The 12,236-nt window shown below is 67.7% G+C and carries 15 protein-coding genes and 1 riboswitch; of the genes, 8 read left to right on the forward strand and 7 right to left on the reverse strand.

The genetic code is table 11. The features are described 5' to 3' along the window. Positions 1-223: 223 nt before the first annotated feature. Positions 224-901, reverse strand: a complete 678-nt coding sequence (locus AC50X6_RS15475) for a TetR/AcrR family transcriptional regulator (protein ID WP_494967069.1) — start codon at positions 899-901, stop codon at positions 224-226. Between the two features lie 51 nt (positions 902-952). On the opposite strand from AC50X6_RS15475, the gene AC50X6_RS15480 reads away from it, so the two are divergent. Genes AC50X6_RS15480 through AC50X6_RS15490 form a run of 3 tightly spaced genes read left to right on the forward strand, consistent with a single transcriptional unit; the run spans position 953 to position 2,471 of the window. Further along, positions 953-1,393 (forward strand): nuclear transport factor 2 family protein, encoded by a 441-nt coding sequence (locus AC50X6_RS15480; protein WP_494967070.1) that lies wholly within the window; start codon positions 953-955, stop codon positions 1,391-1,393. A gap of 2 nt (positions 1,394-1,395) precedes the next feature. Then, on the forward strand, positions 1,396-1,851 hold the full coding sequence (locus tag AC50X6_RS15485; RefSeq protein WP_494967071.1) for a YybH family protein: 456 nt from the start codon (positions 1,396-1,398) through the stop codon (positions 1,849-1,851). Between the two features lie 53 nt (positions 1,852-1,904). After that, positions 1,905-2,471, forward strand: a complete 567-nt coding sequence (locus AC50X6_RS15490; protein WP_494967072.1) for a GrpB family protein — start codon at positions 1,905-1,907, stop codon at positions 2,469-2,471. A 397-nt stretch (positions 2,472-2,868) separates the two neighbouring features. Here AC50X6_RS15490 and moeB read toward each other — a convergent pair whose 3' ends face one another. Beyond that, a complete protein-coding gene (gene moeB, locus AC50X6_RS15495) occupies positions 2,869-4,128 on the reverse strand; it encodes a molybdopterin-synthase adenylyltransferase MoeB (RefSeq protein WP_494967073.1) in 1,260 nt (419 codons plus the stop codon). Between the two features lie 168 nt (positions 4,129-4,296). Between moeB and AC50X6_RS15500 the strand changes: the two genes are divergently transcribed. From AC50X6_RS15500 to AC50X6_RS15510, 3 genes are all read left to right on the forward strand, one after another. Beyond that, positions 4,297-4,878: a TetR/AcrR family transcriptional regulator gene (locus tag AC50X6_RS15500; protein ID WP_442784761.1), complete on the forward strand. Its 582-nt coding sequence runs from the start codon at positions 4,297-4,299 to the stop codon at positions 4,876-4,878. Between the two features lie 60 nt (positions 4,879-4,938). Further along, positions 4,939-5,163, forward strand: a complete 225-nt coding sequence (locus AC50X6_RS15505; protein WP_326965737.1) for a DUF3107 domain-containing protein — start codon at positions 4,939-4,941, stop codon at positions 5,161-5,163. A gap of 74 nt (positions 5,164-5,237) precedes the next feature. Beyond that, the gene (locus AC50X6_RS15510; protein ID WP_494967074.1) at positions 5,238-5,540 is read left to right on the forward strand and encodes a hypothetical protein; all 303 of its coding nucleotides are present in this window, start codon (positions 5,238-5,240) and stop codon (positions 5,538-5,540) included. A 30-nt stretch (positions 5,541-5,570) separates the two neighbouring features. Here the strand turns inward: AC50X6_RS15510 and AC50X6_RS15515 are convergent, their stop codons facing one another. The 4 genes from AC50X6_RS15515 to AC50X6_RS15530 all read right to left on the reverse strand — a co-directional run bounded on the left by AC50X6_RS15515 (position 5,571) and on the right by AC50X6_RS15530 (position 8,708). Then, on the reverse strand, positions 5,571-6,245 hold the full coding sequence (locus tag AC50X6_RS15515) for a 4a-hydroxytetrahydrobiopterin dehydratase (protein ID WP_494967075.1): 675 nt from the start codon (positions 6,243-6,245) through the stop codon (positions 5,571-5,573). Positions 6,246-6,292: 47 nt separating this feature from the next. Next, complete coding sequence (locus AC50X6_RS15520) at positions 6,293-7,111, reverse strand: thiazole synthase (RefSeq protein ID WP_494967076.1); 819 nt, start codon at positions 7,109-7,111, stop codon at positions 6,293-6,295. Between the two features lie 5 nt (positions 7,112-7,116). Then, complete coding sequence (gene thiS / locus AC50X6_RS15525) at positions 7,117-7,353, reverse strand: sulfur carrier protein ThiS (protein ID WP_494967077.1); 237 nt, start codon at positions 7,351-7,353, stop codon at positions 7,117-7,119. Then, complete coding sequence (locus AC50X6_RS15530) at positions 7,350-8,708, reverse strand: FAD-dependent oxidoreductase (RefSeq protein ID WP_494967078.1); 1,359 nt, start codon at positions 8,706-8,708, stop codon at positions 7,350-7,352. The genes thiS and AC50X6_RS15530 overlap by 4 nt, the downstream gene beginning before the upstream one ends. Continuing rightward, positions 8,702-8,835, reverse strand: a riboswitch (TPP riboswitch). (Overlaps the previous gene by 7 nt.) Before the next feature lie 364 nt (positions 8,836-9,199). On the opposite strand from AC50X6_RS15530, the gene thiE reads away from it, so the two are divergent. Then, positions 9,200-9,907, forward strand: coding sequence for a thiamine phosphate synthase (gene thiE / locus AC50X6_RS15535; protein ID WP_494967079.1), 708 nt, complete (start codon positions 9,200-9,202; stop codon positions 9,905-9,907). Between the two features lie 34 nt (positions 9,908-9,941). Here the strand turns inward: thiE and AC50X6_RS15540 are convergent, their stop codons facing one another. Next, entirely contained in the window at positions 9,942-10,613 is a 672-nt protein-coding gene (locus tag AC50X6_RS15540) for a ferritin-like fold-containing protein (RefSeq protein WP_494967080.1), read from the reverse strand. Between the two features lie 41 nt (positions 10,614-10,654). Between AC50X6_RS15540 and AC50X6_RS15545 the strand changes: the two genes are divergently transcribed. Further along, complete coding sequence (locus AC50X6_RS15545; RefSeq protein ID WP_494967081.1) at positions 10,655-12,166, forward strand: RNB domain-containing ribonuclease; 1,512 nt, start codon at positions 10,655-10,657, stop codon at positions 12,164-12,166. Positions 12,167-12,236: the final 70 nt, after the last annotated feature.

Consider the following 12,236-nt stretch of genomic DNA (forward strand, 5'->3'; position numbering starts at 1 on the left):
TAAGCTCGTGAGGAGTGCTCCCGTGCCTCCCGCAGGATGGAATGGTCACTACCTGCACTCACAGTAGCCCGCCGGCCCCTCCCTCAAAAGGAACCCTCTACGGGACAGCCTGCAGTGCCCGGTATGCGATCCCTGACCGGGCACCTGTAGCTGTCATCTGCCGTCCGCTCTCTCCGGAGACTCAGGTTCCCCTCGGCGGGACGTTCCATTGAATCATTGGTGGTCATTGCGCAGGGCCGTCCGTCTGGGCCCCGATTGGGGCTGGAGGACGGACGAGCGCGCTGATCCAGGTTGCGGCGAGCCAGTCCGAGAACCTCTCGTCGCTCCAGCCGCGTTGCCCCACGAGCCGCGTCCACAGCGTGCCGTCCATGGTCGCGAACAGCACATCCCTGCATTCCTCTTCGGTTACGCCAAGCTGCCCGGTAGCGGCCGCGGCGCGAGCGTAGCGCGTCGCCACGTCCAGAAGCCGATCGGCCCACTCGGCGAGCATGACGACGGCGTCGGGCTCGCTCGCGGCGGCTCCGATGAGAGCGTCGAGGAGAGGGGCCATGCGCCGATTGCTCGCAGTCACGAATGCAGCGTGACGGCGGATCCTGGCCGACAGGTCCGGCACGGTCAGGATCGACTGCATCTCCGCCCTGTCATACAGGGCCACGTCCGCCTCATCGCCGCGGAAGTCGACGTACCACACGTGCCTGAGCAGCGAAGCCTTGGTGCGAAAAGCCGCGTACACGGTTTCGACGGCGACGCCTGCGCGCTCGGCCACCTGCTTGACCGTGGTCTGCCCGTATCCCTGTCCGACAAACAGGTCGTTCGCCGCCGCGATGATCCGTCGCCGCGTTTCAGCAGCCTGCTCGCGGCGGCGAGACGAGTCGTACGGCCTCTTGATTTTCGGTCCCATTGGATGCATCATAACAGTATTCAAACCAGTCTAGCTGTATTGGAGTTGACCTTGTCCACTGAGACGGATGCATTCCTGGCCGAAATGGTTCCGAAGCAGGAAGCGGCCGACCGCGCGATCCATGACGGCGACGTCGATCCACGCCTCGCGCTGTGGTCGCGGAACGACCCCGTGACGCTCTTCGGCGCGCGCCTGTCCGGCTCGGGCTGGGCGGATGTGGAGCCGATGTTCCGCAGCGTCGCCTCGTGGTTCACGGACTCGACCGCGTTCGACCTCGAGATCATCGCAGCCGGCGTGAGCGGCGACCTCGCCTACACCGTCGGATACGAGCACACCGACACGACCGTCGACGGCACTCCGAGGCGGTACACCCTGCGGGTGACCCACGTCTATCGCCGTGAAGACGGCGCCTGGCGGATCGTGCACCGTCACGCGGACGTCCCGCCGGGGGAGGCCACCATCCCGTTGCCGGGCGCGTCGGGCGGCGCGTAACGATGAGCGGAGGGGCCAGGCCAAACGAGACAGACGCCTTCCTGGCCGAGATCCTGCCGAAGCAGCGGGACATCACCGTGGCGCTGCACGACGGCGACGCGACGCCCCGTATCGCCCTGTGGTCGCACAACGACCCAGTCACGCTGTTCGGAGCGCACATCGCCGGAGCGGGCTGGACGGATCTCGAGCCCAAGTTTCACCAGGCCGCCCTCCGGTTCACGGACTCGGCCGCGTTCGACCTCGAGATCATCGCAGCCGGTGTGAGCGGAAGCCTCGCCTACACCGTCGGATACGAGCACACCGACACGACCGTCGACGGCACTCCGAGGCGGTACACCCTGCGGGTGACCCACGTCTATCGCCGTGAAGACGGCGCCTGGCGGATCGTGCACCGGCACTCGGATTTCCCTCCGGGGGCAACGGTCGTGATACCGCTCGAGCCGCAGGACGTCGCATGATGGACCCCTGAACGACGTCTCAAATGGGGAAGGGGCACTGCGATGATTGGCCAATGAAGTCGGAAAAAGGTGCCCGCTTGGACGGCGTATGGATCGGCGGCCGCGAAGAACGAGCCATTGTCATTGTGGAGTACGACCATGAGTGGCCCCGACGCTTCGAGACTTTAGCCAAAACCATCAGGGACGCTCTCGGCGAGAAGGCCCTGTCTGTCGAGCACATCGGATCTACTGCAGTGCCGGGTCTGGCGGCAAAGCCCATTATCGACATCCTGCTGACCGTCCTGGACGTTGATGACGAGGCGACATACGTTGCGGCTTTGGAGAACGTTGGCTTTGTACTTCGCGTCCGCGAGGCCGGGCACCGCATGCTAAAGACGCCGACAAGAGATGTGAACCTACACGTCTTTCACCCTGCGCACGATGCCGTGGCCAAGTACAGAGATCTCCGCGATTGGCTCTGCGTCGATGAAACTGACCGTGCCCTATATGCCGATACCAAGAAGAAGCTCTCCCAACGGCGGTGGCCCGCAGTGAACGACTACGCGGATGCAAAGACCGGCGTCATCTCGCGAATCCTCGACCACGCCAGGGTCTGGCGCGAACTGCAGTCTTCGTCATAAAGATTCACCATCTGCGCCTGGCGTCCCGTAAGCCCGTCCCCCACCGGCCGCCCCGCCATATTCACGGACTCCCGTGGCGATAGTCCCGATGCCGGCACTCTCTGATTCCCGTAGGATCGGCCCGCGAAACTGCCCGGTGAAGGTGCCCTAAACGCTACACTCCAGACGGTCCATAAACCCTAGGGATAGGCGTCCCGTCGATTCAGCGACCGATGCCCTACTTGTCGCGGAATGGTATCGGTTCGTCCGCGGCAGCCGGAAAGGACCGTGGCGGCCGACCCCGCAGGGATACCTAGAGCCACAGCCCCTGAGCAGCGTTAGTCTCAAAAACATGGATGTCCTTGTCACGGCTCATCCCACTGGCCGCTACGCATCGGCTTCCTTCCGGCTGACCCGGTCAGTAGACCGGTTTCCCGGGTTCAACATCGCGCACCCAGGCGAGGATCCCGCCGTCGAGGTGGCTGACGCGATCGTAACCGGCTGCGCGGGCTGCGGCGAGGACGGCCGCTGACCGGGTTCCGCCTTTGCAGTGGAAGACGATGTCCTTGTCCTGCGGCAGTTCGTGCCACGCCTCTCCGGCCAGGATCCGGCCCTGCGGGATCAGCACGGCCCCGTCGATCCGGACGATCTCGTTTTCCCCGCTTTCCCGCACGTCGACGAGGTGGAAGTCCTTGAGCCCGGCCCCGCGGGAAGCCAGCATGGTGGCGAGCTGGGTGGCCGTGACTGTGTGTTCGGGACCGGCGTCGGCGGCGGATGTGATGCCGCAGAAGGCCTCGTAGTCGACGAGTTCAGTCACGCGTTCAGCCGCCGGGTCGCGGGAGACCTTGATCTCGCGCCAGGTTCCGCCGAGGGCGTCAAAGAGTGCCACTCGCCCCAGCAGGGAGCGGCCGACGCCGGTGATCAGCTTGACCGCCTCCGTCACCATGAGTGATCCGACGGCGGCGCAGAGCATGCCGAACACGCCGCCTTCCCCGCAGGACGGCACCGAGCCGGCGGGCGGAGCCTCCGGGTACAGGTCCCGGTAGGTGGGTCCGTGCTGTTCCCAGAAGACGCTGACCTGTCCGTCGAAGCGGAAGATGGAGCCCCAGACGTACGGCTTGCCAAGGATCGCGGCGGCGTCGTTCACGAGGTAACGGGTGGCGAAGTTGTCGGCGCCGTCGAGAATGAGGTCATAGTCGGCGAACAGGTCCAAGGCGTTGGACGCGTCGAGCCGGACATTGTGGAGCCGGACGTCCACCAGCGGGTTGAGGGCGGCGATGGCGTCGCGGGCGGACTCGATCTTGGCCCGCCCGACGTCGGCAACGCCGTGGATAACCTGGCGCTGGAGGTTGCTCAGGTCCACCGTGTCGTCGTCGACGATGCCGAGGGTGCCCACCCCGGCTGCGGCCAGGTACAACAGGGCTGGCGAGCCGAGGCCCCCGGCGCCGATCACCAGGACCCTGGCGTTCTTGAGGCGGCGCTGCCCGACCGCGCCGATCTCGGGGATGATCAGGTGCCGGGAGTAGCGTTCCACCTCTTCGGGGCTGAGGTCATCCGCCGGTTCCACCAGCGGTCCCGGCGGTGTGCCCGGCAACCTATCCGGCACTGTTCCCGGCAACCGATCCGGTTGCCGATCCGTGATTGCGGGGCCGGCGTTTGCGGTGAACTTCGAAGCCATACTTCAATCTATGCCCGAAGATGCCGCCAGGTCATATTACCCGCGCGTAAGGTGGTCGTAACGGCAAGGGAAAGTAGGCTGACAGTGGTTCATCAGGCACCGGTAGAACGGGGTCAGGCCGGTAAACCTCCGGCCGGGCAGGCACGCAGCGGACAGCGCTCGGCGCGTCTGCCCCGTGATGAGCGCCGTGCGCAACTGCTGGCCGCTGCCCAGGAAGTCTTCGTGGCCAATGGGTTCCACGGTGCCGCCATGGACGAAATCGCCGAGACCGCGCATGTCAGCAAGCCCGTGCTGTATCAGCACTTCCCTTCCAAGCGGGAGCTGTATCTGGCCCTGCTGGACAGCCATCTGAGCAAGCTCATCGAGCTCCTGCTCGGCGCCCTGGACTCCACCTCGGACAACGACGAGCGGGTCCAGGCCGTCATGCGCGCCTACTTCCGCTTCATCGCCAGCGACGATCAGGCCCACCGCTTGGTGTTCGAATCGGACCTGATCAACGACCCCGATGTCAGCGCCCGGCTGGAATCCTTCAACAAAACCTTTGCCGACGCCGTTGCCCGCGTCATCGCCGAGGACACCAAACTGCCTGAACTGGAAGCCCAGCTGCTTGGCCGCGGACTCGCCGGAATGGCGCAGGTCAGCGCCCGCTACTGGCTGGAAACCGATGGGAACCTTGACCTCGATGTGGCCAGCGACCTGATCTACCGTTTAGCTTGGCGCGGAATCTCCCGCTTCCCCAAGGAGTCCTAGGCTACAAATAGAGATGACCCTTGATATTTATTCGACTTTGATTGGCTTGGAGGCCTTGCTGTGGAAGTAAAGATCGGCATTCAGAACATCGGCCGCGAAATTGTGCTGGAATCCGCCCAGGATGCAGATGCCGTGGCCAAGGTTGTCGGCGAGGCCATCGCCAAGGGCACCGAGCTCCGCCTGACGGACGAAAAGGGCCGCCAGATCATCATCCCGGCGAACGTCCTGGGTTATGTGGAAATCGGTGCCGAGGAAACGCGCCGTGTAGGTTTCGGCGCGCTCTAGTCCCCCGCCCGCGACTCAGGCCCGCGCAGCATTGCCGCGAGGCCCTGTCCCCAGATCCGTTAGGAGTCCGAAAAATGCTTTCCCTGATCGTAGTTGCCATGGTGACCGTGGCCGCGGGGTTCGTGGTCTGGGCCAATGACAAACGGCATGCCAAGTACGGCATCAGCGTGCCCGCCGGAGTCGCCCTCGCCGTCGGCCTGCTGAGCTGGATCATCCTTGTGGCGGCCGGGCTTGGCTACCAGCCGGGGCTGACCTGGATCCCGTGGATCCTGCCGATGGTGTTCGGTACCGGCGCCGCCGCTGCGGCGGTCCTGTACCTCGGCAAGCACCGCACCAGCCAGGATACCGCCCGGCTCACCGCCATCCTGCGCCTCTAACCGGGGTCCGGCCATCGGGCTGCCGGGGGTCTATCCCGACGGCAGGTCCGGTCCGTGGCCCTCCTCGGTGGCGAGGCAGAACCGGTTGCCCTGCACATCCGTGACCACCACCCAGCCGGGTGCGTGGTCACGGTTCATTAACGCCCCGGTGGCTGCCGTCTTCTCCAGCACAGGCCCGGACTCGGCCGCGCTGCGGTGGACGTCGAGGTGGAGCCGGTTGGCGTTGGGCGCGGAGTTCTCCTGGAACCAGAGGGCCGGGCCGCGCCCGAACGGGTCAACGAGATTGCCGTACCTGCCCTTGCGGTAGCCGAGGGCCACCCGCCAGAGCCCGGCAATCGCCGCCGGATCCGCAGAATCGATAGCCACCTCCACTGTCCGGTACAGGCCCGGCTCCGCGGCAGCGCCGAGCCCCGCTGCCGCCGCGCTGGCCGCGCCCGCGGCGGCGACGTCCCGCGGCGTGACTTCGTCTCCGGCGTCGTGCGAGCTGTACCGAAGGAACACCCTGGTGTAGCGCCAGTCCAGGTCGGGGTGGTGGTTTTGTTCGTCGGCCACGCGTCCGACGGCGGCGATCAACTCGAGCGCGGCAGCCGGCGTCGGCGCCTTGTAGACCGTCACCAGCCCGCCGAGGCGGTACCTCCAGTCCGGCAGGCCCGCCAGGGCGGCATCGATCCGGCTTCGGCTGAGAACATCGTCCGTGGCTGCCATAACTGCTCCTTTGCTGGTCCGGATCTGCCGGCCCGGGCAGAGAATTCCTAAAGTAACTCGGCCCGGCCTTCCATGGCAGATGACGCCAGCGCGTGCTCCCGGCGCGGGATCCTGCCGGCCTTTTTCGCCAGCCTACCGGCGATCACCGCATGCTTGAAGGCCTCACCCATCAGCGCCGGATTCTGTGCCCGGGTCACGGCAGTGGCCAGCAGCACGGCATCACAGCCGAGTTCCATGGCCAGGGCCGCGTCCGAGGCGGTCCCGATTCCGGCGTCCAGGACCACGGGAACGGAAGCGCGGGAGACGATCAGCTCGATGTTGTGCGGGTTGAGGATGCCCAGCCCGGTGCCGATCGGCGCGCCGAGCGGCATCACGGCGGCGGCGCCGAGGTTCTCCAGCCGCAGGGCCAGCACGGGGTCGTCGTTGGTGTACGCAAAAACCTTGAAGCCGCGGCCTACGAGCTGCTCGGTGGCGTCCACCAGTTCCACGGCATCCGGCAGCAGGGTGTTCTCGTCGGCAATCACCTCAAGCTTCACCCAGTCCGTTTCCAGCGCCTCGCGGGCCAGCTCGGCGGTCAGCACGGCGTCCCTGGCGGTGAAGCAGCCCGCAGTGTTCGGCAGCACCCGGATGTTCCGGTCCACGAGCAGCTGGAACAGCGAGCCGGCCTCGGCGGGCGAGTAGCGGCGCATGGCCACCGTGGTCAGTTCCGTGCCGGACGCCAGGAGCGCGGCCCCGAGGCCTGCCAGGCTCGGCGCCCCGCCGGTGCCCATGATCAGCCGCGATCCCAGCTGCACGCCGTCCACCGTGAACGGATCGTTGATGCCCGCGGATACTCCCGGGGCCGCTGCACGGGTGGTTGCTTCCATGTTCCTCATCCTCCCTGTACCGCCGTGACCAGCTCGACGTCGTCGCCGTCGGCGAGCGCGGTGCCGTGCCACTGGCTGCGGGGCACCACCTCGGCGTTGCGGGCCACCGCTACACCGAGCTTCCTGCCGTCCGCGGACTGGCCGTTCGGGGCCAATTTCCGGCCGGTGACCCGGCTGACCAGGGTGCTGACGGAGGCGCCGTCGGGGAGCTTGTGCTCCGTTCCGTTGAGTCTGATGTTCATACCGTTTCCTTGCTGTGCTCTGGGCGGGTGCGGCTGTCGTGGGGGCGGGTTGTTGGGGAGCCGGCGGAGAACCGGTCGGGCCGGAAGCGCGCCCAGCGCGGGTCCGCGGTGCCGTCCAGCAGCTGCCGGCAGATCTCTGCGGCCGCAGGGGTCAGCAGGATGCCGTGCCGGAAGAATCCGGTGGCGATAATCAGGCCTCCGACGTCCCCGTCGCGGTCCGGGGCCCGGTCCCGCACCCGGCCCAGCAGCGGAGCGTTGTCCGGCGTCCCGGGCCGTGCCCTGGCGGTGGCCTCCAGCAGCTCCAGTTCGGCGACGGCGGGGAGTAATTGTTGCGCGTCCCGCAGCAGCTGGTAGACGCCCCCGGCGGAGACGGCGTCGCCTGCGGAGCCCCCATCGGCGGGAGCGTCCTCACGCTGGGTCGCCCCGATCACCACAGTGCCATCCTCCCGCGGGACGATGTAGACGGGCACCCCGCGGACCAGGCCGCGCACTGTCGAGCCCAGCAGCGGCCGCAGGTGGGCGGGCACCCGGAGCCGGAGGATGTCTCCGTGGACCGGCCGGAGCGGAAGGTTCAGCCCGGCAGGCAGTCCGGCCAGCCCGGCGGCGCCCAGCCCGTTTGCCACAACCGTTTCCCCTGCCCGGACCGTCCCGCCGCCGGCCAAACCGACTCCGCTGACGCGTCCGCCCTCCCAGAGCAGCCCTACGGCGCGGCGGGGAACAGCGGAGTACCGGCTATCTGCCGCCAGCAGCGCCGCGATCCGGGCAAGCAGCCGGCGCGGGTCCACCTGATGGTCGGCGCGGATGTCGAACGCGCAGGAGATCCCCGGGCTGAGCAGCGGTTCGCGTCCGCGCGCCCCGCGGACGGTCAACGGCTCCACGGTCAGTCCGCAGGACTGCTGCACGGTCCGGAGGTCCGTGAGCGCCCGGCGGTCGGCGGCGTCGGCCCCAATGACAAGGGTCGACGTCGTGAGGTAGCCGGTGGCCGTTCCGGTTTTCCAGGTTCCCCCGGGGAGACCGGTTCCCCCGGGGTCCCCAGGGTTCCCGGCGCTGCCGTCGAGTCCGGCGGCGAAGCCAGGCCACAGGCGGGAGGACTCGAGCATGAGTTCCAGGAGGCCTTCCTCCCGGTAGTGGAGTTCGCTCACGGGGGCCAGCATGCCCGCGGCGGCGAAGCTGGCGCCGCTGCCGGGGGCGTCGTCGATCAGGGCGACGGACCGGCCCGATTGCCTCGCGGCCCAGGCGATGCCGTGGCCCACCACGCCGCCGCCGATCACGGCAACGTCGTAAAAATTCCCGGCGGTGGCGTCATGACCGGCGTCGTCAGACACGGGAGCAGCTGAGGCGGATGGTGTGCCCATCAAGGATTCCTTCCCTACGCCGGTACTAGCCGGATCAGGTCAAGCGGTCGGCTCTGACGCCCTCTCAGCCCCTCCGGCGCCGAACGCCAGTGGCGGTCGGTTGCGGCGGGCTCCCGCGGTATGGCCCCAGTTTAGGGGAAGTGGTGGGCATTTTCGTTAGTTCCTCGTAGGTCCGGACGAGGGGCGCGCTGGCCGGGCGCGCTGACGCGTCCGGGCTCATGGACATGCCCCGCGCCGGGTCCAGCGGATGGACATAGTGTCATTTTGCCCAGTCCAAGGTGCGAAGAATGGGCATGTCCCCCGCGGACTGGACACCCGCCCGAAGGGACATGCCCCGCGCCGGGGCCAGCGGATGGACATAGTGTCATTTTGCCCAGTCCAAGGTGCGAAGAATGGGCATGTCCCCCGTTGCCTTCTCCGCCGCGGCACGAAAGGCCCAGGCTCAGCCCAACCCCAGACGAACCAGCGAAAACGACTACTAGTCTGGGAGCATGAGCAAGGATGCCGTCCACACCACCGCCCGCCTGTACCTGTGCACCGACGCCCGCAAGGACCGCGGCGACTTTGCAGCCTTCGTTGATGCCGCCTTTGCCGGCGGCGTCGATATCATCCAGCTGCGCGACAAGTCCATCGAGGCGGCCGAGGAACTGGAGCTCCTGGAGGTGCTGCACCAGGCCGCCCACCGTCATGGCCGGCTCTGGGCGGTCAATGACCGGGCGGACATTGCATCGCTGTCAGGGGCGCCGGTATTCCACATCGGGCAGAAGGACCTCCCGCTTGCGGCGGCCCGGACCTTCCTCGGCGAGGGCGCCGTGATCGGGCTCTCCACGCACAGCCCCGACCAGGTGGACGCCGCAATAGCGGCCTCCACCGGCCGCGGCAGGCCGGACTACTTCTGCGTGGGACCCGTGTGGGCCACCCCCACGAAGCCGGGGCGCGCCGCCGTCGGGCTGGATCTGGTGCGGTACGCCGCGGAGACGATCCGCCGGGCCCGGTCCGGAAACAACGGCACGGACGACGGCACCGCCAACGGAACCATGCCGTGGTTCGCGATCGGCGGCATCGACCTGGGCAATGTGGAGCAGGTAGTGGCGGCCGGCGGCCGCCGGATCGTCGTGGTCCGGGCGATCACCGAGGCCGATGACCCCGCGGACGCCGCCCGCGCCCTGCTCGACGCGCTCGACGCCGCGGAGGCCTGAGCCGGGCCTCTCGGGGAAGAGTCCTGATAAGGACCTAACCGGTCAACCCCAGCTGCTTCATCCGGCTCGAGTGCCCGGCCGCGAGTTCGGCCCTCAGCCCGCGGATCTGTTCCTCTGACTGTTCCGCGTCCACGCCGATCAGGCCGCCGAGGAACGTAAGCCCGGCGCTCACCCGCTGAGCCTGGGTCAGGGCCTCCCCCAACAGCCGCCTCGCCCAAAGTGCCAGCCGCGACGCCAGCCGTGGGTCATCGTCCAGGGCCGCCCTGAGGAGCTCGCGCAGCACCGCCGTCGCCGCTTCATCGGACTGGATCCGCTCCACCAGCTCCCGGGTCGAGCCGTCGACGTGGCGCGACACGGCGCGGTAGAAATCGGCGGAGACCGTGTCGATTACGTAGGCCTTCATCAGCGATTCGAACCAGTCCGCCGGGCGCGTGCGCTCGTGGAAGTGGTCCACGGACGGCTGGAAGGGCAGCATGGCGGCCTCCGCGTCGAGGCCCAGTTCCTCCAGCCGTGCGCTGACCAGTTCGTAGTGCTGGAACTCGGTCACAGCGATCCGGCCGAGCACCGCACGGTCGTGGAGGGTGGGCGAATACCGGGCATCGGAGGACAGCCGCTCGAAGGCCGACAGCTCGCCGTAGGCCATCGCACCGAGCAGATCCCTCAGGAAACTGTTGTAACGCGCGGGATCGGACGGGGATGCACTCATGATCCAAGACTAATCGCGGGAATCGGGCTACTCTGATTTTCGTGTCCCATCATCGCCTGACGCCCAGCATCCACCAGCAGCAGAACCAGCTTGCCGCGGCGCTGACCACGCTGCGCACCACGCTGGAGCTGCCGGGACCCTTTCCCGAGGACGCACTCCGGGAAGCCAAGGAGGCCGTGGCCGGGCATGAGCTGCCGGAGTTGAATTTCACCCACATCGAGTTTGTCACCATCGATCCGGAGTCCTCCACCGACCTGGACCAGGCGCTCTTCATCGACCGCTCCGGTGACGGTTACAAAGTGTTCTATGCCATCGCCGATGTCCCCTCCTTTGTGGCCCCCGGCGGGGCGCTCGACGCCGAAACCCGCCGCCGCGGCCAGACCTTCTACACCCCGGGCGGCCGGATCCCGCTGCACCCGGAGGTCATCAGCGAGGCAGCCGGCAGCCTGCTCGCCGGACAGCTGTGTGCGGCCTTCGTCTGGGAATTCGAGCTCGATTCCGCCGCCGAGGTCGCTGCGGTCCTGGTGCGCCGGGCGCAGGTCCGCAGCCGCGCCAAGCTCAGCTACAAGGGTGTGCAGGCCGAGCTCGACGCCGGCACCGCGGCCCCCGTGCTGCAGCTGCTCAGGGAAGTGGGGATCAAGCGGGTGGAGCTGGAACGGCTCCGCGGCGGCGCCAGCCTGAACATGCCGGAACAGGAAATCGAACAGCTGCCCGACGGCGGCTACCGGATCGTGGCGGTCCCGCCGCTGCCGGTGGAGGACTGGAACGCCCAGATTTCGCTGATGACAGGGATGGCGGCGGCCCGGATCATGCTCGAAGGCAAGGTCGGGATCCTGCGCACCATGCCCGCCCCGGATGAGAGCTCCCTGGCGCACTTCCACCGGCAGACCCGGGCCCTCGGCAAGCCCTGGGACGGGGAGATGAGCTACGGCGAGTACCTGCGCACCCTTGACCCCACGGACCCGCAGCAGCTGGCGATCGTGCACTCGGCCGGTATGCTCTTCCGCGGCGCCGGCTACACCCCCTTTGACGGGACGGTACCGGACGCCGCCGTCCAGGCCGCCATTGGCGCCGCCTACGCCCACTCCACCGCACCGCTGCGCCGGCTGATCGACCGCTTTGTGCTGGTCATCTGCGAGGCGCTCAGCAATGGCACCGACGTCCCGGCCTGGGCCCGCGAGGCCCTGCCCTCCCTTCCTTCGATCATGGCCGCGTCGGACCAACTGGCCGCGAAGCTGGAGCGCCTCTCGCTGGACACCGTCGAGGCGGCGCTGCTGATCAACCACATTGGCCAGGAATTTGATGCCGTCGTTATTTCCGGGTCCAAGCCAACCAAGCCCGTCAAAAACGGGAAGAACGGAAACGGGAACGGGAACGGGGCGTCCGGAAAGGCAAACGGGAACGGCGGAAGCCCCTCCGGGATCGTGCAGATCGCGGATCCCGCGGTCACGGCGCGTTGCCCCGGCGAACTGGAACCCGGCACCCAGGTCCGGGTCCGGATCGTGTCCTCCGATATCACCACCCGTGAGGTCCGGCTGGAGCTCGCGGGCTGAGGCTCCGCGGCGCTCACGTGCGCAATTTCCGCCGTGACGGGGCCGCAGCGGCACGGCCAGTCAAGATTCC

Source organism: Pseudarthrobacter sp. HLT1-7 (assembly GCF_059383435.1).